19 protein-coding genes and 2 pseudogenes are annotated in these 20,545 nt (G+C 60.2%); 7 read left to right on the forward strand and 14 right to left on the reverse strand.

Annotated elements, in window-relative coordinates; translation table 11 throughout:
- A partial coding sequence (locus tag IQK56_RS15295; RefSeq protein WP_279649314.1) for a CoA-transferase occupies window positions 1-150 on the reverse strand: 150 nt, incomplete at its 3' end.
- A 35-nt stretch (window positions 151-185) separates the two neighbouring features.
- Window positions 186-884 carry a CoA transferase subunit A gene (locus IQK56_RS15300; RefSeq protein ID WP_017530493.1) on the reverse strand — a complete coding sequence of 233 codons (699 nt, stop codon included), beginning with the start codon at window positions 882-884 and terminating at the stop codon, window positions 186-188.
- Window positions 885-1,017: 133 nt separating this feature from the next.
- Between IQK56_RS15300 and IQK56_RS15305 the strand changes: the two genes are divergently transcribed.
- Window positions 1,018-1,920 carry a LysR family transcriptional regulator gene (locus IQK56_RS15305; protein ID WP_193863841.1) on the forward strand — a complete coding sequence of 301 codons (903 nt, stop codon included), beginning with the start codon at window positions 1,018-1,020 and terminating at the stop codon, window positions 1,918-1,920.
- Between the two features lie 64 nt (window positions 1,921-1,984).
- Here the strand turns inward: IQK56_RS15305 and IQK56_RS15310 are convergent, their stop codons facing one another.
- The 6 genes from IQK56_RS15310 to IQK56_RS15335 all read right to left on the reverse strand — a co-directional run bounded on the left by IQK56_RS15310 (window position 1,985) and on the right by IQK56_RS15335 (window position 9,706).
- Window positions 1,985-2,314, reverse strand: a complete 330-nt coding sequence (locus tag IQK56_RS15310) for a hypothetical protein (RefSeq protein ID WP_032886651.1) — start codon at window positions 2,312-2,314, stop codon at window positions 1,985-1,987.
- Between the two features lie 506 nt (window positions 2,315-2,820).
- Window positions 2,821-3,666: an NAD-dependent protein deacetylase gene (locus IQK56_RS15315; RefSeq protein ID WP_122310155.1), complete on the reverse strand. Its 846-nt coding sequence runs from the start codon at window positions 3,664-3,666 to the stop codon at window positions 2,821-2,823.
- Window positions 3,667-3,675: 9 nt separating this feature from the next.
- Window positions 3,676-4,116 (reverse strand): CBS domain-containing protein, encoded by a 441-nt coding sequence (locus IQK56_RS15320; protein WP_122310157.1) that lies wholly within the window; start codon window positions 4,114-4,116, stop codon window positions 3,676-3,678.
- Window positions 4,117-4,251: 135 nt separating this feature from the next.
- Window positions 4,252-6,201, reverse strand: coding sequence for a DNA topoisomerase III (locus IQK56_RS15325; RefSeq protein WP_193863840.1), 1,950 nt, complete (start codon window positions 6,199-6,201; stop codon window positions 4,252-4,254).
- Window positions 6,202-6,368: 167 nt separating this feature from the next.
- A complete protein-coding gene (locus IQK56_RS15330) occupies window positions 6,369-7,994 on the reverse strand; it encodes an MFS transporter (RefSeq protein ID WP_150677044.1) in 1,626 nt (541 codons plus the stop codon).
- A gap of 65 nt (window positions 7,995-8,059) precedes the next feature.
- Complete coding sequence (locus IQK56_RS15335) at window positions 8,060-9,706, reverse strand: GMC family oxidoreductase (RefSeq protein ID WP_193863839.1); 1,647 nt, start codon at window positions 9,704-9,706, stop codon at window positions 8,060-8,062.
- Window positions 9,707-9,835: 129 nt separating this feature from the next.
- On the opposite strand from IQK56_RS15335, the gene IQK56_RS15340 reads away from it, so the two are divergent.
- Window positions 9,836-10,726, forward strand: a complete 891-nt coding sequence (locus IQK56_RS15340) for a LysR family transcriptional regulator (RefSeq protein ID WP_150677045.1) — start codon at window positions 9,836-9,838, stop codon at window positions 10,724-10,726.
- A 322-nt stretch (window positions 10,727-11,048) separates the two neighbouring features.
- On the opposite strand, the pseudogene IQK56_RS15345 reads toward IQK56_RS15340, so the two are convergent.
- The 3 genes and pseudogenes from IQK56_RS15345 to IQK56_RS15355 all read right to left on the reverse strand — a co-directional run bounded on the left by IQK56_RS15345 (window position 11,049) and on the right by IQK56_RS15355 (window position 14,082).
- Window positions 11,049-12,145, reverse strand: a pseudogene (locus tag IQK56_RS15345) (DNA alkylation repair protein).
- Window positions 12,146-12,167: 22 nt separating this feature from the next.
- Entirely contained in the window at window positions 12,168-13,514 is a 1,347-nt protein-coding gene (locus IQK56_RS15350; protein WP_193863894.1) for a type I glutamate--ammonia ligase, read from the reverse strand.
- An 11-nt stretch (window positions 13,515-13,525) separates the two neighbouring features.
- A pseudogene (locus tag IQK56_RS15355) lies at window positions 13,526-14,082 on the reverse strand (helix-turn-helix domain-containing protein).
- Window positions 14,083-14,247: 165 nt separating this feature from the next.
- Between IQK56_RS15355 and IQK56_RS15360 the strand changes: the two are divergent.
- Both IQK56_RS15360 and IQK56_RS15365 read left to right on the forward strand, forming a co-directional pair.
- Window positions 14,248-14,556 (forward strand): RcnB family protein, encoded by a 309-nt coding sequence (locus IQK56_RS15360; protein WP_150762156.1) that lies wholly within the window; start codon window positions 14,248-14,250, stop codon window positions 14,554-14,556.
- A 76-nt stretch (window positions 14,557-14,632) separates the two neighbouring features.
- A complete protein-coding gene (locus tag IQK56_RS15365) occupies window positions 14,633-15,826 on the forward strand; it encodes an MFS transporter (RefSeq protein ID WP_150762157.1) in 1,194 nt (397 codons plus the stop codon).
- On the opposite strand, the gene IQK56_RS15370 is transcribed toward IQK56_RS15365, so the two are convergent.
- Together IQK56_RS15370 and IQK56_RS15375 are read right to left on the reverse strand one after the other, a co-directional pair.
- Complete coding sequence (locus IQK56_RS15370; RefSeq protein WP_099585081.1) at window positions 15,789-16,061, reverse strand: DUF1652 domain-containing protein; 273 nt, start codon at window positions 16,059-16,061, stop codon at window positions 15,789-15,791. The two genes, IQK56_RS15365 and IQK56_RS15370, sit on opposite strands and share 38 nt — an antisense overlap.
- A gap of 103 nt (window positions 16,062-16,164) precedes the next feature.
- A complete protein-coding gene (locus IQK56_RS15375; RefSeq protein WP_150762158.1) occupies window positions 16,165-17,661 on the reverse strand; it encodes a PAS domain S-box protein in 1,497 nt (498 codons plus the stop codon).
- A gap of 236 nt (window positions 17,662-17,897) precedes the next feature.
- On the opposite strand from IQK56_RS15375, the gene IQK56_RS15380 reads away from it, so the two are divergent.
- A complete protein-coding gene (locus IQK56_RS15380) occupies window positions 17,898-18,149 on the forward strand; it encodes a hypothetical protein (RefSeq protein WP_150762159.1) in 252 nt (83 codons plus the stop codon).
- 62 nt (window positions 18,150-18,211) lie between these two features.
- Here IQK56_RS15380 and IQK56_RS15385 read toward each other — a convergent pair whose 3' ends face one another.
- Window positions 18,212-19,099 (reverse strand): nitrilase family protein, encoded by an 888-nt coding sequence (locus IQK56_RS15385; protein ID WP_150762160.1) that lies wholly within the window; start codon window positions 19,097-19,099, stop codon window positions 18,212-18,214.
- A gap of 313 nt (window positions 19,100-19,412) precedes the next feature.
- Here IQK56_RS15385 and IQK56_RS15390 point away from each other — a divergent pair, with 313 nt between their 5' ends.
- Complete coding sequence (locus IQK56_RS15390) at window positions 19,413-19,757, forward strand: FKBP-type peptidyl-prolyl cis-trans isomerase (RefSeq protein ID WP_122306850.1); 345 nt, start codon at window positions 19,413-19,415, stop codon at window positions 19,755-19,757.
- 15 nt (window positions 19,758-19,772) lie between these two features.
- Window positions 19,773-20,354, forward strand: a complete 582-nt coding sequence (locus IQK56_RS15395) for a GNAT family N-acetyltransferase (protein ID WP_193863892.1) — start codon at window positions 19,773-19,775, stop codon at window positions 20,352-20,354.
- Window positions 20,355-20,545 lie beyond the last annotated feature (191 nt).

Here is a 20,545-nt window from a genome sequence, read left to right on the forward strand (position 1 = left end):
CAGGCCGTTTTCCGATTGCAGCATCACTTCCATGCCTTCGGGGATGTAGTTGGCCACCAGGGTCGGAATGCCAATGCCGAGGTTCACGTAGAAACCGTCCTGCATTTCGCGGGCGACGCGTTGAGCCATTTGTTCGCGGGTCAGAGCCATGTTGTGTTCCTCTTATTCTTAGGGCCGCAGGCGGATTATTTGCGCACGGTGCGCTGTTCGATGCGCTTCTCGAACGTGCCGCAGATGATCCGGTCGACGTAGATGCCTGGGGTGTGGATCTGCGCCGGGTCCAGCTCGCCCGGTTCGACGATTTCCTCGACTTCAACCACGGTGATCTTGCCGGCGGTGGCGGCCAGCGGGTTGAAGTTCTGGGCAGTGTGGCGATAGATGACGTTGCCGAAGTGGTCGGCTTTCCAGCCCTTGACGATGGCGAAGTCGCCGGTGATGGACTCTTCCATCAGGTACGGACGGCCGTTGAATTCGCGGGTTTCCTTGCCTTCGGCCACTGGCGTGCCGACGCCCGTGGCAGTGAAGAAGGCCGGGATGCCGGCGCCGCCTGCGCGCATTTTTTCCGCCAGGGTGCCTTGGGGGGTGAGGACCACTTCGATCTCGCCGCTGAGCAGTTGCTTCTCGAACAGGGCGTTTTCACCTACGTAGGAGGCGATCACTTTGCTGATCTGCTTTTGCTCCAGCAGCACGCCCAGGCCGAAACCGTCGACGCCGCAGTTGTTGGAAACCACAGTGAGGTCGCGGGTGCCTTTGCGCTTGATCTCATTGATGAGGTTCTCCGGAATGCCGCACAGGCCAAAACCGCCGGAGAGCACGGTCATGCCGTCTTCCAGGCCTGCCAGCGCTTCCTCGTAGGACGCCACGCGCTTATCGAAACCTGCCATATGCACCTCTATTTATTGTGTGTGGGCCAGCCAATGACCCGAGTGTTGCGCTGACGGATTGATTTGTTAAGTTGTTTTTTAAGGTTGATTGATTTAGAAAACAGCATAGTCCATTCCTGTTCGGAGCAGCGTCATGACCGTTAAGCAGATGCGTGCGTTTCTCGCCGTGGCCCAAAGCCTGAGTTTTGCCGCGGCGTGCGAGCGCTTGCACCTCTCTCAATCGGCGTTGAGCCTGACCATCAAAGGTTTGGAGGAAGGCTTGGGGGGCCGCTTGTTCAGCCGTAATACCCGCAATGTTGCGCTGACACCCGAGGGTGAATCCCTGCTGCCCCTGGCGCGCCGGCTGATTGCCGACTGGGACAATGCCGAGGACGAATTGCGCCAACGGTTCACCCTGCAACGCGGACGGGTCACATTGGCGGCGATGCCATCGTTTGCGGGCAATTTGCTGCCACCCATCCTGAAGATATTCCGAGCACGTTACCCCCAGGTGAATGTGACGGTGCATGACTTGATCAATGAACAGGTACTGGAGATGGTCCGCGACCGCCAAGTCGAACTGGGCGTAGCGTTTGAGCCGTCGGAAGGCTCGTCACTGGCGTTCACGCCGTTGTACCTGGATCGCTTCATTGCCGTAGTGCCGGGTGATTCACCTCTGGCGCAATGTGCCGAGATCGATTGGGCGACCTTGCTGGAGCAGCCATTCATCACCTTGCAGCGGCCGTCCACGGTGCGGGTGATGCTGGAAGAACACTTGGGCGCCTTACAGATGAAACTGCCCGTGGCGTTGGAAAGCCATCAATTGGCAACTGTGGGCAAGATGGTTGCCAGTGGCCTGGGCGTCAGTGCCGTGCCTGCATTGTGCGCGCGGCAGATGGAAGAGGCAGGTGCCCATTGCATCACCTTGAACAGTCCAGTGATCGAGCGGCCGATTGGTGTGCTGACCAAGCCGGGGCATGAGCTGTCGGCGGCGGCACAAGTGTTGTTTGATATCTTTCGCGATGAAGCCGGGAAAGGACGCTTTCCGGCAGTGTAGTAAGCGTGCAATTAAAAAGCCCGCTCGAACTAACGAGCGGGCTTGAATGTTTAATGCTGAGTGATCAGCAGTATCTATCAATCACTTTAACTTGCGACTGGCCTTTAAGGTTCTGCCATTCGGTATTCAGTGTATGAAAGACCTGCTCGATAAAGTTGCGATCAGCCGCGGCCTTCTTGCCGACATAACCCTGGCCACGGCGGTACACCTTCAGGCGCGCTGCCAGTTCACGGTTATTGCGGTCAAACTCGGCTTCTTCGGTATTGGGCTCCAGGCAGTCAAGTTGCACTTCGCCCGATTTGCCAATCCACAGGATATGGTCGTCGAGTGTGTCTTTCTGCGCTGCGAACATCTCAGCCAATTCGTCGATAGTTGGTTGGTTGTTCAGATTCATGTGTAAGCCCCTTGACCAGTTGGCGATCTATCAGTTGATTCCGTTAAAACTGCTTAGTTGTCTCCGGCTTTGAAAGCCGGGCGTCAGTGACGGTCTGCCGAATACGGGCAGGGTCTTGAACCTGATGCATGTAGTCTTGCTGATGAACTGCTACGCAATGGTTTCATAACGAAGACAAGCAGCGTTTGAGCTCCTTGTACCCATCCCTTCCGGGGCAGGTCAGCTTCATCAATCTGCCTTGTGGGCAGTGCACATCCGGAAAAAACAGCTCGGCGGTCAGACGAGCTCTTTCAAAACGCTTGTTACCAACGCTCCCGATCCGGGAGACGTCTCGATAATGCAAGGACAAAAAGGTTACGTCAACGATTATGTAGTGATTATTTTCTGTCACTACATAAATTGCCGTGGGGACGGGGAAATGCGGGAAAACGTGACTTGGGCGTCATTTCTTGGAGCCGATGGTCAAGCCGTAAAGGGGCTGTTGTGGCGAGCGGGCTTGCGGCAGGTCAGGTCAATCGATCGACCAGCAGGGGTAACAACCGCTCGCACGAAGCTTGGATCTTCACCTGCAACAACTCATCCCCACGGGTCTTGCCGAGGTTGATGGCGATCACCGGTTTGCCTTGTTCAACCATGGCTTTGCACAGGCGGAACGCCGAATACGCCATCAGTGATGAACCCACCACCAGCAAACCCTCGGCGTGCTCCACGGCAGCCATCGCCTTGGCTGCGGTGTCCTGGGCGACGTTTTCGCCAAAAAACACCACGTCCGGCTTGAGTCGCTGGCCGCCGCAATGGGGGCAGTTGGGAACCTGGAAGCGCTCTTCAAACGCAGGATCAAGCAGGGTATCGCCATCGGGTGCCTGCACCGCGTCGACGCCAGCCAGGTAGGGATTCTGGCCTTCCATCAGTTGCTGGATCACATCGCGCTCGCTGCGTTGCTGGCAATCCAGGCATAGCACCCGGTGCAGGCTGCCATGCAGTTCGATCACATCGTGACTGCCCGCTTGATCATGCAGGGTATCGACGTTTTGGGTGATCAGTCCGCTGATTTGCTGGCGTTGTTGCAGCGTGGCCAGTGCCAAGTGCGCCTTGTTCGGCTCGGCAATACGCACTCTCGGCCACCCCAGCATCGCCCGCGCCCAGTAACGGCGGCGGGCTTGTGGGGTGGCGAGGAATTCCTGGTACATCATCGGCGCCTTGCCCCGGCGCACGCCCTCGCTGTCACGGTAATCGGGGATGCCCGACGATGTGCTGATCCCTGCGCCCGTCAGCACCACAAAGCGCCGGTCGGTCATGGCGCGGAGCAGGGTGTCGAGGTGGTCTTCCTGATGTTGCAGGCTGTCGAGCATGGGGACTCCCTATTCGCCGCGGATGTATTGCTCCAGCTGTTTGATCAGATCGGCCTGTTCGGCAATGGCTTCTTTTACCAGGTCACCGATGGAGAGCAAGCCGAGCAATTTGCCATCCTCAACCACGGGCAGGTGGCGCAGGTGGCTGTCGGTCATGATGTTCATGCATTCGTCGACACTTTTGTGGGTATCGACGGTTATCACCGGGGAACTCATGACTTCATGGACCTTTGTCGAAACGGACGACAGGCCTTTGAGCATGATTTTACGTGCGTAATCACGCTCGCTGAGGATGCCAACCACCGCACCCTGCTTGACGACCGGCAGAGCACCGACGTTTTTGGATGACATCACCACCAGCGCTTCGAATACGGTGTGATCCCATTCAATGGTATGGACCTCCTGATTTTTCTTGTCTTTAGCTTTGAGTACTTCTGAGACAGTCTTCATGGCGGCCACTCCGATGCGTGTTGTTGTTAGGAAATCAGCAGGTCCCTACAGAATCCTAGACGGGCTACGGTGCCGCAAGGTCCAAAGCGGCGTTAAACCCGTCGAAAAACGTCATTCGCCGGATTTTTTCTGCATTTACCCCGCATTTGTCGGCTTTTTGGCGCGCTTGGGGCTGGCCGCAGTCTTGCGGGGGGCCGCCTTGCGCTTCTTTTTCCATGGTGTGGCGCCTCGGCCCGCCGGGCTCGCCGGCCCGGTGATGGTCATGCGCATGCCGTTGCAGCGGGCCACTTGTTTGCTCATCCACGCCGCCTGCTTGGCGACGAATTCTTCCAGGCTCATTTCACCGCTTTGCACCATGTCCAGCGCCTGTTCCCAGATCGCGGTGGTGCCGGGGTCGGCGATGGCGCGAGGCACGGCGTCGATCAGGCTGAACGCGGCCGGGGTGGCTGACAGCGCCTTGCCGTTCTTGACCAGGTAACCCCGGTCGAGCAGACCCTGGATAATTCCGGCTCTGGTGGCTTCGGTGCCGATACCGGTGGTGTCCTTGAGTTTTTGCTTGAGCAGCGGGTCTTCCACCAGCTTGGCGACGTTTTTCATCGCCTTGATCAGGTCGCCTTCGGTAAAGGGTTTAGGCGGCTGGGTCCATAAATCCTTGAGGTTGACGTTGGCTACCGCGTAGTCCTGCCCCTGCGCCAGCATCGGCAACGCTTGTGGTGCTGGCGCCTCACGGCCCTTGGTCGGCGCCAACGCTTCGGGCAGGGCGCGTTTCCAGCCTGGCTCTATCACGACTTTACCGACCGCACGCAATGCAAAGCCCGCGCAGTCGAAATCCGCCTGGGTGCGATCGTATTCATGGTTGGGCAGGAACTGCGCCAGGTAGCGCGCACGAATCAGCGTGTACACCGCTCTGTGTTTGCCAGTGAGTTGCCCGACGTCCTTGCCGGCGCCCGTTGGAATGATGCCGTGGTGGGCGCTGACCTTGGCGTCGTTCCAGGCCCGCGAGCGGCGTTGAGGATCGATATGGGGCATCAGCCCGTTGACCGCCGTATCGGCACGGCCCAGTGCGGCGAGAATCTTGGGTGCGTCGCTGTGTTGACTGACGGGCAGGTAGCCGCAGTCACTGCGTGGGTAGGTGATGACCTTGTGGGTTTCGTAGAGGGATTGGGCGATGTCCAGGGTTTCCTGGGCGCCGAGGCCGAGTTTCTTGGAGCAGATTTCCTGCAATGTGCCGAGGTCGAAGGGCAGGGGCGCCACTTCGCGCATGCGTTCGGTACGCAGTTTTACCAGGCGTGCGCTGGCGGCGTTGCTCATCGCGTCGGCGGCCTCACGGGCAAGCTGAGGATTGAGGCAGCGGCCTTGATCGTCGCAGGCGTCTTCGGCGGCACGCCACTGGGCGGTGAAGGTCATGCGCTCGTGGCGCAGGTCCACATCAATGGCCCAATAAGCCACCGGCACGAAATCGGCGATGCTGCGGTCGCGGTCCACCACCAGGCGCAAGGTCGGGGTTTGCACGCGGCCTACCGGCAACACGCCCTGATAGCCGGACTGACGCCCAAGCAGGGTAAACAGACGACTCATGTTCATACCGATCAGCCAGTCGGCACGGGAGCGGCCCAGGGCCGAGTGATACAGGCTGAAGGTTTCGGCACCCGGCTTGAGCGCTGCCAGGGCTTTGCGAATGGAGGCGTCATCCAGTGCCGACAGCCACAAACGCTGGATCGGCCCGCGATAACGACAGTGCTCCACCAGCTCGCGGGCGATCATCTCGCCCTCGCGGTCGGCGTCGGTGGCGATCACCAGCTCCTGGGCTTCCCCCAGCAGGCGCTTGACCGCCTTGAACTGGCTGGCCGTCTTGGGCTTGACCCGCATCTTCCATTTTTCCGGGACGATTGGCAGGTCGGCCAGCACCCAGCGCTTGTACTTTTCGTCGTAGGCATCGGGCGGAGCGGTTTCCAGCAGATGACCGATGCACCAGGTGACTGTGACCCCATTGCCCAGCCAGCAACCGTCGCCCCGGCGACTGGCGCCAAGCACGGCCGCGATATCCTTGGCCTGGGAGGGTTTTTCACAGAGGTACAGCCGCATGGTCAGCCCATTCGTTACACAGTTGAATGGAGAGCAGGATGGGCATAAGAAGGGAATTGAGCAACTATTATCTGTATGGATGTACAGCTTTAAGTTTCAAGCTACAAGCCGCAAGTCAATGCCGATTCGCTCTGACTTGCCGCTTGTAGCTTGCCGCTTGTAGCTGCTTAATTATTATCAATATCCACATGCCGCGTTTCTTTGAGACAGATCATCCCCACGATCAGGCTTACCCCGGTCACGACCACCGGATACCACAGCCCGTAGAAGATATCCCCGGTGTACACCACCAGCGCAAACGACACGGTCGGCAGGAACCCGCCAAACCAGCCATTACCGATGTGGTAGGGCAAGGACATCGAGGTGTAGCGGATACGCGTCGGGAACAATTCCACCATCAGCGCCGCCAGCGGGCCGTAGCACATGGCCGCGATCAGGATCAGCGCGACGATCAGCACCACCACCATGACCTTGTTGACCTGAGCCGCGTCCGCCGAGGACGGGTAGCCGGCCAGGGTCACAGCGCCGCGCAGGGCCTTTTCGTCAAAACCGTCGATACGCACGTCGCCCACGCTCACCTGCACCGGGCTGCCGGCGGGGGCGGCGGCGCTGCTGTAGGGCAGGCCTTGCTTGACCAGGAAGGTCTTGACCTTGTCGCACGGGCTGTCAAATTTCGCCTTGCCCACCGGGTCGAACTGGAAGGTGCAGGTGGCCGGGTCGGCCAAGACGGTGATCGGTGCCTGAGTGCTGGCCTGGTCCATCGCCGGGTTGGTGTAGTGCGCCAGGCTCTTGAAGATCGGGAAGTACAGCACGGTGGCCAGCAGCAGGCCGAGCATCAGCACCGGCTTGCGCCCGACCTTGTCCGACAGCCAGCCAAAGAAGATAAAGAACGGCGCGCCGATCACCACGCTGATGATCAGCAGCATGTTGGCCAGTGCCGGGTCCATTTTCAGGAATTGCGTGAGGAAGAACAGCACGTAAAACTGCGCCGCGTAGAAGGTCACCGCTTGCCCGCCGTTGATGCTGAACAGCGCAATCAGCACCACCTTGAGGTTTTCCCATTTGCCGAACGACTCGCGGATCGGCGCCTTGCTGGCCTTGCCTTCCTCTTTCATCTTCAGGAAGGCCGGCGACTCGTGCAGGCTCATGCGGATCCAGGTGGAAATGCCCAGCAGCACGATCGAGAACAGGAACGGAATCCGCCAGCCCCACACTTCGAACTGGTCACCCGTGAAGTAACGGCAGGCCAGCACCACCAACAGCGACAGCAACAGGCCGATGGTCGCCGTGGATTGAATCCAACTGGTATGGAAGCCACGTTTGCCGGCCGGTGCGTGTTCCGCCACGTAGGTGGCCGCGCCGCCGTATTCGCCGCCCAGCGCCAGGCCCTGCAGCATGCGCAGCACGATCAGGATGATCGGCGCCGCGATGCCGATGCTGGCGTAAGTCGGCAGCAGCCCCACGCAGAAGGTGGCGACGCCCATCAGGATGATGGTGACGAGGAAGGTGTACTTGCGCCCGATCATGTCGCCCAGGCGGCCGAACACCAGCGCGCCGAACGGGCGCACCACAAAGCCGGCCGCGAAGGCCATCAAGGCAAAGATAAACGCCGTGGTGTCGTTGACCCCGGCAAAGAACTGCTTGCTGATCACGGCCGCCAGGGCGCCGTAGAGGAAAAAGTCATACCACTCGAACACCGTCCCCAGGGACGAGGCGAAGATGACCTTTTTTGAGTCGTTGGTGGTGCTGGCGGTGTTGACCGTCGAGCCCAAGGGTTGAGCATGTTCTGACATCGGGTAGCCCTCACAGTGATTATTTATTGTTGTTCCACTGTCGGCGCCAGGTGCGGCGCCGCTATTCAGATTGCATGAACCAGTTCTTTCTCCGGGGCGAGGCTCCTTGTAGGCGGCGAAAGGATCAGCTGCGCGGCTTTTTCCGCGATCATCAGCGTGGGTGAACAGGTGTTGCCGGAGGTGATGCGCGGCATGACCGAGGCATCGGCGATGCGCAGGCCGGGCACGCCATGCACCCGCAGTTGCGCATCGACCACGGCGTCTTCGTCGCTGCCCATGCGGCAGGTGCCCACCGGGTGGAAGATCGTGGTGCCGATACGGGCGGCGGCTTCGTGCAGCTCCTCTTCGGTTTGCAGCGAGTCACCGGGCAGGTACTCCACCGGCTTGAACTGGCTCAGGGCGGGCGCTGCGACGATGCGTCGGGTCAGGCGAATCGCGTCGGCGGCCACGCGCAGGTCTTGCGGATGGCTGAGGTAGTTGGGCCGGATCAGCGGCGCATCTGCCGGGTTGGCCGAGCGGATATCGATACGGCCACGGCTTTGCGGACGCAAGTCGCACACCGACGCGGTAAATGCCGGGAATGCGTGCAGCGGTTCGCCGAATCGCTCCAGGGACAGCGGCTGCACGTGGTATTCAAGGTTGGCCGAGGTCTGTTCCGGGCCGGAGCGGGCAAAGGCGCCGAGCTGGCTGGGCGCCATCGACAGCGGGCCGCTGCGGTCGTACAGGTAGCGCAGGCCCATGCCCATCTTGCCCCAGACGGTACCGGCGATCTGGTTCAGGGTGCGGGCGTTTTCCAGCTTGTAGATCAGCCGCAGCTGCAGGTGATCCTGCAGGTTGCCGCCCACGCCAGGCAGTTCATGCAGCACATCGATGCCCAAGGGCTTGAGCACGCTGGACGGGCCGATGCCGGAACGTTGCAGAATGCCCGGCGAGCCCACGGAACCGGCGCACAGCACGATCTCCTTGCGCGCCTTCCAGCTCATCTGCTGGCCGTTTTGACGCCCGACCACTGCCGAGGCGCGGCCGTTTTCCAGGACCACGCGGTCGACTTCGACTTCAGTCAGCACGGTGAGATTGGGACGTTGGCGAATAGGCTTGAGAAACGCCTTGGCCGCGTTCCAGCGCACGCCGGCCTTCTGGTTGACCTGGAAGTAGCCGCAGCCTTCGTTATCGCCCTGGTTGAAGTCGTTGATATTGGCGATGCCACTTTGCGCCGCCGCCTCGCGAAACGCATCCAGGATCGGCCACGACAGGCGCTGCTGCTCGACGCGCCATTCGCCGCCGTCGCTGTGGAACTCCGAGCCGCCGGCAAAGTGGTTTTCGCTCTGTTTGAACAGTGGCAGCACGTCTTTCCAGGCCCAGCCTGGGTTGCCTTCCGCCGCCCAACCGTCGTAATCCTGGGCCTGGCCGCGCATGTAGATCATGCCATTGATCGACGAACAGCCGCCCAGCACCTTGCCCCGTGGGTAACTCAGGGCACGGCCTTGCAGGCCTTCCTGGGCTTCGGTCTTGAAGCACCAGTCGGTGCGCGGGTTGCCGATGCAGAAGAGGTAGCCGACGGGGATGTGGATCCAGGGGTAATTGTCGCGACCACCGGCTTCGAGCAGCAGCACGCGGTGGGCGGGGTTGGCGGACAGTCGGTTGGCCAGCAGGCAGCCTGCGGGGCCGGCACCTACTACCACGTAATCGTATTCAGCAGCTGCAATGGGCATCTGAAGTCTCGCTTGTTTTTCTTATTGGCCCCATCCTAGTTGTTAGTTTTCGTCTTAAAAATGTTAGTTTTTACCCAGCTGCTGTGCGTTTTTAAACAGCGCTGCCCTGGCTGATGGATTGGAGGTGACATGTTCGACTGGAATGACCTGCGGTTCTTTCTTGAACTCCAGCGCAGCGGCCGCCTGCTTACCGCTGCGCAGCGCCTGAAAACCACCCACGCCACCGTGGCCCGGCATATCGAGGCCATCGAGAAGAGCCTCGGCACCGCGTTGTTCGTGCAGCATGCCCAAGGCTACGAGCTGACACCTTCCGGCGAAGCGCTGCTCAAACACGCCGAAGCCATGGAAAACGTCGCGCTGCTGGCCGAAGACGAACTCACCCATTGCGCCGCGCCCCTGGGCAAGATTCGCCTTGGCGTGGCTGAAGGCCTGGGGGTGATGTTCCTCGCCAGTCGCATGGGCGGGTTGTTCGAACGTTATCCGGGATTGGAGGTGGAACTGGTGGCGGTGCCGCGCTTTGTCAGCATCCTCAACCGCGAAGCGGAAATCAGCATCCATCTCGAACGCCCCAGCGTCGATCAACTGGTCACCCGCAAACTCACCGATTACCGCCTGGCGCTCTACGCCAGCCGCGCCTACCTGGACCGCAACCCACCCATCGAAAAACGCGAAGACCTCGCCGCCCATGCCTGGATCGATTACGTCGACGACCTGCTGTTCAGCCAGGAGCTGAAATTTCTCAGCAGCTTCTGTCGCAATCCCAAAGTAGTGTTCCACAGCACCAGCGTCATCGCCCAGCACCAGGCGGCGCGCTCCGGTTTGGGCATTGCGGTATTGCCGTGCTTCATGGCTGCTGGCGACCCGGATCTGGTGGCGTTGCTGCCGGGGGAGGGGATCCAGCGCAGCTACTGGATCAGCTCGCGCCGGGAGCTGCACAAATCCGTGCGACTGCGGGTGTTGTGGGACTACGTGGTGGAACTGTGCGCGCGGGAGCAGGGGTTGCTGCTCGGCGAATCTTGACTGAAGAAACCGGATAAGAAGGGTGGGAGGGGGCTTGCCCGATTATCTACACAACTTCCCGTGGATGCTGAATCTATGGCAAATGGGCTGTTGTGGTGAGCGGGCTTGCCCGCGCTGGGGTGCGCAGCAGCCCCAATAAGGTCACCGCAGAGTGCCAGAATCAACCGAGGTGAACGTTTTGGGGCCGCTGCGCAGCCCAGCGCAGGCGGTGCGACGATTCGACAAGCCCGCTCACCACAATGTTATGTGTCTGCCTTTAGGAGTTGTGTAGATACCTATGGCTATCGGGGACACGCCCACACATGGGGGCTCTGGTGTGGGTTCAATCGCGCAATTCGAATTCAGCACTGCCAAGCCTTTCGCCATTGACCATCACATGCACCACATGCCGGCCGGGATAGTGCTTGCGCGTTGTCAGTTCACGAATATGTTGCTCGCGGCGCAGGCTGTGTTGTTCACCCGCACCCAGGGTAAACGCCTTGAGCTTGAATACCTTGCTCGCGCTGTGCCCGGCGCTTTTCACATAGTCGATGGCGTAATCCACCACCAGTTTTTGCGCAGTGACCGCAGTGGATTCCAGGCTGAACGACAGGTTGATTCGTTCTCCCAGCCTGATCACCGCCGGCGTCACGCTCAGGTGATGGAGCTTCACCTCGGCCTTGGCCCCCGCGCCCATGATCGTCAGTGCGCGGGTGTTGCCTTGCTTGATCAGGCTGCGCAGCGCATGCCGGGCGATCCAGGCGGTGTGGGGGTTTTCCAGGTTCCAGCCTTCGATCAGACCAAGCACCCACTCGGGACGGTCCTTGGTGATGTCATTGAGGTGGTTGGCCACGGACTTGCGCACGTAGAGGCTCGGGTCGGCCTTGAGGTTGTCGAGGATCGAGGCGCATAACGCTGGATTGGCCTGCACGTTGGCCAGGCGAAACGACCACGGCAAACGCGGCCGTGAACCTTCGCTGGCCAGGCGGCGCACGTGCTCGTTGTCATCCAGCGACCATTGCTGCATCACCGCCAGGGTGCGCGCAAAGTCGTGCAGCAAAAAATGGCGAATGGCGAATTCGGCAGAGCCAAAGGTGGTGAAGTACTTGAGCGCCGCCATGGAGCGCTTGAAGTCGGCCAGGCCGTAGCTCGCCACGTAGTGCGGCAGAAACAGGCTGACAAAGCCGCTGTTCAGACGGGGCGCGAGGGCGTAAAGCAGTTTGAGGCTTTGCGGATAATCCAGCGGGATCACCGCATGCAGGCTCTCGCTGACCCGTGCCATGCGCTGCATCACCGACAACTCGGCCAGACCGGCCTTGGCGTGTTTGAGGAAGCCTTTGGCGTCGAACGCCGGGTACACCGCGGTCATTTCCGTGGCGATATGTTGCAGGCGTTGACGTTGAAGATTTCCTTGAGGGCCGGGGCGCTTGGGTCGGTCATCGGTGATTCCATGGCAGTTGAGTCAGAGAAACCAGCGGTATTCCCGCGCGTGGATCTCTTGCTGGAAGGCCAGGTGATCCTGGCGTTTGTTCTCGCAGTACACGTCGACAAATTCGGCGCCCAGCTTATCGCGCAGTACCGCCTGATGCTGCATGGCGCGCACAGCGTCGAGCATTTCCACGGGGAAGTCGGTGCCGCTGGCGCGGTCCTCGTTCAGTGGCGCGATGGGTTCCTGTTTGGTTTCGAGGCCATGCTCCAGACCGACAAGGATCGCCGCCAGCACCAGATACGGGTTGGCGTCGGCGCTGGCCAGGCGATGTTCGATGCGCAGGTTGCGCGGGTCGGACTCGGGGATGCGCACGCACGCGTCGCGGTCTTCAAAGCCCCAGCAGGCACGGGTGGCGGCGTTGACCGTGCCGCCCAGGCGGCGAAAGGCGTTGTGGTTGGGCGAGAATATCGGCATGCAGTGGGGCAGCAGTTCCAGGCAACCGGCGACGGCATGGCGCAGCGGCTGCTGTTGATGCGCCGCCAGCAGGTTATTACCCGCGCCGTCATACAGGCTGACATGCACATGCATGCCGCTGCCGGGAAATTGCAGGTAAGGCTTGGCCATGAAGCTGGCGCGGTAGCCGTGCTTGAGTGCCACGCCGCGGGTGCTGCGGCAGAACAGGGCAGCCCAGTCGGCGGCGCGCAGGCCGTCGTCCTGGTGGCCGAAATTGATCTCGAACTGGCCGGGGCCGAGTTCGGCGGTGATCACTGTGATGTCGATGCCCTGGTCCTTGGCGGTCTGGGCCATATCGTCGAGTATTTCGCTGAAACGCGACAGCCGTTCGATATGCAGGTTGGGCTGGTCGTCGGCGTCATCGCTCAGCGGGTCGCGGGCGAATTGCGGGAGGCCGTTGTCGAGTTTCTTGTCGAACAGGTAGAACTCCAGTTCAAACGCCACCACCGGCTGAATGCCCTTGTGGTGCAGGCGCTGCAGCACCTTGGCCAGCACTTCACGCGGCTCGAACTCGATGGGCGTCTCGGTGCCGTCGGAGGTGATCAGCATCTGCCCCAGGGGCTGCGATTCCCAGTTCACCGGTTTGAGCGTGCCCGGCACCAGGCGGCGGTTGGCGTCTGGGTCGCCGTCGTTGAAGCAGTAGTCGCCAATCTTGAACAGCCCACCTTGGGCGCCGAGCAGCACGGCGTTCTGCGGCAGTTTCAACGGGCTGCCGGCGGCGACCTTTTCCAGCATCTCGATCGGGTAGCGCTTGCCGTAGAAATGCCCGGGAATGTCCAGGGCGATCAGGTCGACGTAGCGCACGTCGGGGTGGTTCTGGCGAAAGGTCCGTACTTCGGCCAGTAACGTGGCGGCATGGCTTTTCACGGGTGCAGCTCCTAGTTGTAAACCCACAACACGCGGGCGGCAGGTCGGTCAGGTTGGCGTAGCGGCAGTGGGCGAAGCTGGCCAGGTGGAAACTGTCGCCGGGGCCGAGGGTGACCGAGTCGGCCTGGCCTTCGACCCACAGGGTCAATTCACCTTCAAGCACAAAACCGGCCTGCTCGGCGCGGTCGCTCATGGTTTGTTCACCACTGTTGGCACCGGGGGCCAGCAGGCTGTCGAGCATCGAAAACGCACCCTTCATGCTGGGGGAGACCAGGATGTCGGTGATCCCATTGGCGTAATACACCGTGCGCCGCTCGTTGGGACGGGTGATCCAGTCCACGGCCTTGGGTTTGGGCTGGCTGTAGAAATACGTGGTGGGCACGTCAAGGGCCTGGCTGATCGCGGTCAGGTCCGCCACGGTCGGGCGCGACAGGCCACGCTCTACCTGGGACAGGAAGCCTACTGAACGCTCGATCTTTTGCGCGAGTTGGGCGAGGGTCAGCTTCTTATGCTTGCGCAGGTCGTGGACCAGGCTCGCCAGGGTGTCGAGTTCTTCTTGTTGGTTCATGAAATTTATATCAGGAAATTTCATGAAAAATTACAGTATAAATTTCACAAGAGCAATGGGTGGCCAGGATTCAAAGGCAGGCCCCTTGTGGCAAGGGAGCGAGTGAATGATTCCACGCCCCTGCGGTCGGAATCTGGGTACGCGTCATTCATTGAAGGAGCACCCATGAAGTCTAAAACCCTAGCTGCCTGCCTGTTGGTCGCCGCCAGCCTGTCCACCGCCAGCTTTGTGGCACAGGCCGGTGATACACCCCAGGAAACCGTGCAACCTTCAAACATCAACACCCGTGACCTGAAAGAAGGCGACCGCGCCCCGGATATTCTGATGCGCAAGGAGTCGGCCGTCAGTGACTGGAAAAAGCGCGGCCTCAAGCAACCCGAGGAAGACAGCCAATGGGCGCGGGTAGGCGATAAGTTCGTGCTGCTCAAGACCACCAACGGCACCATCCTGGAGATCACGCCCGTCAAGAAGTGACCCTCCTTTTTGCCTTGTTCTTGCGTTAAGGTAACCGGCCGCAATGGTCGCGTTACCTTCGAAGAATGAGAGCAGGATGCTTGCCACAATAAGAAACTACCCCCGCACCGTTAACCTGCTGCTGGGCGCCACGTTGCTGCTGACGCTGGCCAAGGCCATCACGTTTCCGTACCTGGTGATCTACCTCACCCACCATTTCACCCTCGACATCACTCAAGTTGGCCTGGTGATCGGCAGCTCGCTGATTGTCGGTTCGCTGCTGAGTGTGTATGGCGGTTTCCTCGTCGACCGCATCAACAGTTACCGGTTATTGCTTTGGATGAGCCTGCTGTTTGTGCTGGGGTTTGTCGGCACGCTATTGGCGCAGAACATCTGGGCGTTTTATAGCTGCCTGATCCTGATCAACCTGGCCTACGCAGTCATCGACATTGCGGTGAAGGCCGGTTTTGCCAGCCTGCTGCCGGAAGACGCGCGCAGTGAAGTGTTTTCCATCAAGTACACCCTCACCAATATCGGCTACGCGGTCGGGCCGTTTTTCGGGGCGATGGTGGCGAAGCTTGATATCAGCCTGCCGTTCATGTTGTCGGCATTGCTGGGGGCGGGGTTTTTCCTGCTGTATTGGCGCTGGGGCGACCGCACGTTAACCACGGTGGACGTGGCGCAGAAGCCGGTGTCGTTTCTCGCCGTTGGCCGTGTGTTGCTGCAAGACCGCCGGCTGGTGTGCTTCACGATGGGCGGCGTGCTCAGTGCGGTGGTGTTCGGCCAGTTCACCGCCTACCTGTCGCAGTACCTGGTGACCACCACCACGGCGCAATACACCTACACCGTGATCAGTGCCGTGCTCACCACCAATGCGGTGATGGTGATCGCCTTGCAGTACGTGATCGGTCGGCGCATCTCGCACCGTCACCTGAGCCAATGGCTCATCTTCGGCTTGAGCATGTTCATGCTGGGGTTGATTGGTTTTGCGCTGTCCACCAGCGTGCTGTGGTGGGTGCTGGCAATGGCGGTATTCACGGTGGGGGAGATTGTGGTGTTTCCGGCCGAGTACATGTTTATCGACCGGATCGCCCCGGACCACCTGCGGGGCATGTACTACGGCGCGCAGAACCTGTCCAACCTCGGCGCTGCGTTGGGGCCGGTGTTGTGCGGGCTGGTGCTGGCCAACCTGCCGGCCCACACCATGTTCTATATGCTGGGGGCGTTTATCGTGGCCGGCGGTGTGTTCTATTTCATTGGTTCGTCGTTGAAGGGAAGTCATCCAGCGTGAGCTTGCCCATGGTGTTGCTGTGCAGTTCGTAGCGCAGCTCTTCCACCATTTTTTCCACTTCTTGTGGAGTCTGCAGGCGGTTGGTGCTGATCCCGGTGACCACCAGGTCAACCCGACCGGTATCGGCGTCATAGACCTTGAGGGTCAAGGACGCATCCCGGCACAGGGTGAATTCGCAGGTCAGTGGCGACAGGCCTTCTTCGATGCAATTTCGCAGTTGGGCGAGGGTAAACATGCGTGTTCCTTCGAGGCGTCCAGTGAGATGCCTTGAAGGTTATTGTGTGCATCGTCGCGCCATAAGTTGAATTCGCACTAGCGGCACTAGTGCATTTGCACTGTCAGGGTTTGTTTTTCAGCCGCAGTTCCCCCGCAAACAGCCCGCGTTCACGGGCCCAAACGATGGCCGCGCTGCGGCTGTGCACCCCCAGCTTGGAGTACACCGTAGCCACGTGATTGCGCACGGTGTTGGGCGCCAGTTTCAGACGTGAGGCGATCTCTTTGTCGGCCAGGCCTTCGCAGATCAGCCCCAGCACATCGCGCTCACGGGCGGTGAGGTCGGTGAAGCTGATATTCGGCAGGTTGGGGCTGTTGACGCTCTTGGCGTTGGCCAGCTTCTCGATGAGGGTCTGGCTGAACCAGGACGCGTCCTGCATCACTTCCTCGATGGCCGCTACCAATTCCAGCTCCGAGCGCTTGCGTTCGGTGATGTTCATCAGCACCAGCAGGTAGCAGGGCACGTCCTCGATGATCACGGTATCGGCGGACACCACGCAGTCGATCACCTCGTTGCCTTTTTTGCGTACCTTGAGATCCTGGCCGTCGAGGTTGCCCGCTTTCTCCAGGGTGGTGAACAACTGCGTGCCCGCCTGGGGGCTGTCGATAAAGTCGATATCTTCGATGGATTTGCCGATCAGCTCTTCGCTGATATAGCCCGTGATACTCATAAAGGCTTCGTTGACGTCCACCACCTGGCGATTGGCGGCATTGCACACCAGCGTGGGCACCGGCGTGAGGCGGAACGACTTGGCAAAGCGTTCCTCACTTTGGCGCAGGGCCACTTCGGCCTTGCGTCGCGGCTCCAGATCGGTGAACGAAAACAGCATGCAGTCTTCTTCGTTCATGTCCAGCGGCTGGCCGGCGACGATCACCAATTTGCTGCCGCCGTCGGGCAGTTTGAGTTCGGCCTGCATCTGCGGGATCGTCGCGCCTTCGCCCAGGCGCTGGATAGCCAGGTCTTTGCGCTCGGCCTGCTCCAGCACGTCCAATTCATACACTGATTTGCCGATGACCTGGTCGCGGTTGTAACCGGTCATCTCCAGGAAGCCCTGGTTGACCTTGATGTAGCGCAAGTCGCTCAAGCGGCAGATCACCGCAGGCGCGGGGTTGGCGTTGAAGGTTTTTTCGAAGCGCTGCTCGGCGCTGGCCCATTCGGTGGCGTCACTGAGGATCAACACCAGCAGCTCCGGCTCGCCGTGAGAGTCGCTGATCACCAGACTGCGCAGGCGGTGCACCCAGGTTTTATCCGGCTCGGCGGTGGGCGTGACTTCCACCACCACATCGCTGAATTCATCGCCGGCCGCCGCACGGGCCAAGGGGTAGTTATCCAGCTGTACGGGATGATTGTTGCGGTACCGCAGGGCAAAACGCTCAGCATAGGCTTGAGTGTTGGCGCCCAGTGCCTGCACGTCATCCACGCCGTGCATGGTCAGCGCGGCTTCGTTGGCCCACAGGATGGTCTGGTCGACTTCCGCGAGGATGATCCCATCGGAGAGCCCGGAGATGATCTGCTGCAGTTGGCGGCGGTTGGTTTCTTTGGCAAGGACGTCCTGGCTCATGGTGTCTCCCTGGGAAAGCGCATGCAAACTCCGACAGCCGGGGGGCTGGATAGTGCAAAGAAAATGCGGTCGGGGGGAGGTATGAATGCACGCGATTGGGGGTGCATTTGAGCCAGGGCTAGCCCTTTGTGCCGGCATGCTGACTGGTATAGACCTGTGAACCCTGACAGTAGGCAAGGCGTGGTGGTATTCGTAGTCTGTTGCTGTCCGGCCATGATTGAAGAAGGAAGCTGACAATGAATAAGCCTGAGTTTCGCGATTACCTTGCGAAGGAAATATCCGCTGCGCTGCTGCGTATCTCGCCAACGTTGAGCAAGTCCGACAAGGTCGATTGGGGCAGAGTTGCGTTCTTGAAGGCCTTGAAGGCGGTGGTCGACGGCGCTGCCACCCCAGAAGACGTGGGCACTGTAGGCGCCGTTAACGATGTGGCGCAGGTGTTAGGGCTGCTGCAGGGCGGGAAGACCCTGCTGGCTGAGCTTGATCCTTGATGGGGCTGCTGCGCAGCCGAGCGCGAGCAGCAACCACAACAAGCCACGCAGGCATGTTGGTTTTAACGAGGCAGCGCGTGGTGCCGGGTGTATCCCAGCATTTGATCGTACAGATCCGCACGTCGATCCCGTTGCAAGTCGTTCAGGTTGTTCCAGATCGGCGCACTGCGTGCTTTGCTCAGGTCGACATCCGCAAACAGCACCTCTTGCCGATCGGCGGATGCCACCTTGCCGATCGGCCAACCGTTGGTGCCTGCAACCAGTGAGCATCCCAGGTAACGCGCATCACGTTCCTGGCCGATTCGGCTTGCGGCGGCGATAAATACGTTATTGACGTGTGCCGCCGTCATCGTCAGGTAAGACGCCATGCACTTGCCCGCTTCGTCGAACAGTGGGGGAGGCGTCCAGACCCAGTTGTTCAAACTGCAAATAATATCGGCACCTTGCTGACCGAGAATGCGCGGCACTTCGGGAAACCATATGTCCCAGCAGATCAGCATCCCGATGCGGCCGATGGGCGTGTCGAAGACTGGAAAACCGGTATTTCCGGGGGTGAACCATAACTTCTCCAGGTTCCACAGATGAGCCTTGCGGTACTTTCCGATCATACCGTTCGGGCCTAGCAGCACGGCAGTGTTGAACAATTGCATTTCATCGACTTCGTTGAGACCAGCCACCAGATAAACCTGATGCTTGCAGGCAAAGTCGACCCATGCTTTTACGCTAGGTCCCCCTGGGACCGCTTCGGCGTGGGCGAAGGCATCCTGGCGGTCAGCAAAGAAATAGCCGCAGTTTGAAAGCTCCGGCAACACGATCAATTTGGCGCCACCGTTGGCGGCCTGCGCTGCCAGCTCCAGGCTAAGGCGCAGGTTTGCGCGGCGGTGGTCAATCCCCACCTGGGGATCGAATTGCACGACAGCGACACGGACAGGGCTTATGGATGGGTTCATGACGGGTGACCTCTTTGGGGAATACAACCGGGAGGGTTGGCTGTCCATAAGAGGTGATGCGCAGGCCGGAGAACATCGGGCGCTTCTGCTTGGGGTGTCAGGTAGCTCCTGAAATAAGCGAAGGTCCGAATCACTGAATTGGCAGTGACCGGCGAAGACTAGCCACCCGATTTGAGCGGCGCAAGCGGTTGGGATTCTCTTGGAAACGTCCCGCAAGTCAAAGGGAAATGTCGCTGCTCCAACTTTTCCTACACTTGCCAAACCCCACCGATTCTGGGAAAACCCCAGCCTTTACGCCTTCAACGAGAACCCCATGAATCACGACGAACTCCAGATCACCGACATCCGCCAGGGCGACGGCAAAGCCGTGGTGAAGGGCGCGCTGATCACCACTCAATACACCGGCACCCTGGAAGATGGCACGGTGTTCGATTCGTCCTGGGAACGGGGCAAACCGTTCCAGTGTGTGATCGGCACCGGGCGCGTCATCAAAGGTTGGGATCAAGGCCTGATGGGCATGCAGGTCGGTGGTGTGCGCACCTTATACGTGCCGGCGCACCTGGCGTATGGCGAGCGGTCGATGGGCGCGCACATCACGCCCCACAGCAATCTGCGCTTTGAGATCGAGTTGCTGGAAGTGCTGACGCGGGATGATTGAAGGGAACCAAACGATATGGATATCACGTGCACCATCAGGGACGTTCATGTAGGTGAACTGGGTGCCGGCGATGAGGCCGAGCTGCAGCATTTTTTCGAGCAGGCGCCGGATTACTTCATCGCGGTCAACGGCGAGCCGGCCACGCCAACCGAAGCGCACGACGAGTTGCAAAACCAACTTCCACCGGGCTGGCATTGCAGCCGGATCTACTGGCTGGGATATCGCGGGGCGCACGGGCAACTGGTCGCCGTGGTGAATATCGCGGTGGATTTGCTCGCGCAGGGGGTATGGCATATCGGCCTGCTGCTGGTCGGTTCGCGCTGGCATGGCAGCGGCCTTGCGCAGCACCTGCATGCTGACCTTGAGCGCTGGGCGATAGAGAAAGGCGCCCAGTGGCTGCGGCTGACGGTGGTGGTGGGCAATACCCGCGCCGAGCGCTTCTGGCCCAGGCTTGGGTATGTACCGGTGCGCACCCGTGACGGGGTTGCGATGGGGCGGCAGGTTAACAGGGTGTCGATTCAGATCAAGACGTTGGCGGGTGGGAGAGTTGAGGACTACCTGGCGTTGGTTGAGCGGGATCGACCAGGCGCCCCCTAGACAACAGCCCATTCGCCACAGGGAGGCTTTTGAATTTTAAAATTGTGTGGATACCTATGGCTGTCGCGGCGGTGTGACCATTCGATAAGACAGCCCCCCACATTTGATCGTCTGCGTGTCCAGAAGCCAGTTCCTGAACCCCTCCTGAAGAATCTTCTTATTCACCATACGGAAACTTTCCTACGGTTTAC

Origin of the sequence: Pseudomonas cyclaminis, assembly GCF_015163715.1 — a bacterium.
Lineage (GTDB): Bacteria > Pseudomonadota > Gammaproteobacteria > Pseudomonadales > Pseudomonadaceae > Aquipseudomonas > Aquipseudomonas cyclaminis.

Coding starts and splice junctions, on each gene's coding strand:
- IQK56_RS15335 (WP_193863839.1), bottom strand. CDS start 9,706: ATGCCCATTGCAGCTGCTGAATACGATTACGTGGTAGTAGGTGCCGGC.
- IQK56_RS15380 (WP_150762159.1), top strand. CDS start 17,898: ATGAATAAGCCTGAGTTTCGCGATTACCTTGCGAAGGAAATATCCGCT.
- IQK56_RS15330 (WP_150677044.1), bottom strand. CDS start 7,994: ATGTCAGAACATGCTCAACCCTTGGGCTCGACGGTCAACACCGCCAGC.
- IQK56_RS15390 (WP_122306850.1), top strand. CDS start 19,413: ATGAATCACGACGAACTCCAGATCACCGACATCCGCCAGGGCGACGGC.
- IQK56_RS15305 (WP_193863841.1), top strand. CDS start 1,018: ATGACCGTTAAGCAGATGCGTGCGTTTCTCGCCGTGGCCCAAAGCCTG.
- IQK56_RS15310 (WP_032886651.1), bottom strand. CDS start 2,314: ATGAATCTGAACAACCAACCAACTATCGACGAATTGGCTGAGATGTTC.
- IQK56_RS15325 (WP_193863840.1), bottom strand. CDS start 6,201: ATGCGGCTGTACCTCTGTGAAAAACCCTCCCAGGCCAAGGATATCGCG.
- IQK56_RS15375 (WP_150762158.1), bottom strand. CDS start 17,661: ATGAGCCAGGACGTCCTTGCCAAAGAAACCAACCGCCGCCAACTGCAG.
- IQK56_RS15300 (WP_017530493.1), bottom strand. CDS start 884: ATGGCAGGTTTCGATAAGCGCGTGGCGTCCTACGAGGAAGCGCTGGCA.
- IQK56_RS15320 (WP_122310157.1), bottom strand. CDS start 4,116: ATGAAGACTGTCTCAGAAGTACTCAAAGCTAAAGACAAGAAAAATCAG.
- IQK56_RS15365 (WP_150762157.1), top strand. CDS start 14,633: ATGCTTGCCACAATAAGAAACTACCCCCGCACCGTTAACCTGCTGCTG.
- IQK56_RS15395 (WP_193863892.1), top strand. CDS start 19,773: ATGGATATCACGTGCACCATCAGGGACGTTCATGTAGGTGAACTGGGT.
- IQK56_RS15360 (WP_150762156.1), top strand. CDS start 14,248: ATGAAGTCTAAAACCCTAGCTGCCTGCCTGTTGGTCGCCGCCAGCCTG.
- IQK56_RS15385 (WP_150762160.1), bottom strand. CDS start 19,099: ATGAACCCATCCATAAGCCCTGTCCGTGTCGCTGTCGTGCAATTCGAT.
- IQK56_RS15315 (WP_122310155.1), bottom strand. CDS start 3,666: ATGCTCGACAGCCTGCAACATCAGGAAGACCACCTCGACACCCTGCTC.
- IQK56_RS15370 (WP_099585081.1), bottom strand. CDS start 16,061: ATGTTTACCCTCGCCCAACTGCGAAATTGCATCGAAGAAGGCCTGTCG.
- IQK56_RS15340 (WP_150677045.1), top strand. CDS start 9,836: ATGTTCGACTGGAATGACCTGCGGTTCTTTCTTGAACTCCAGCGCAGC.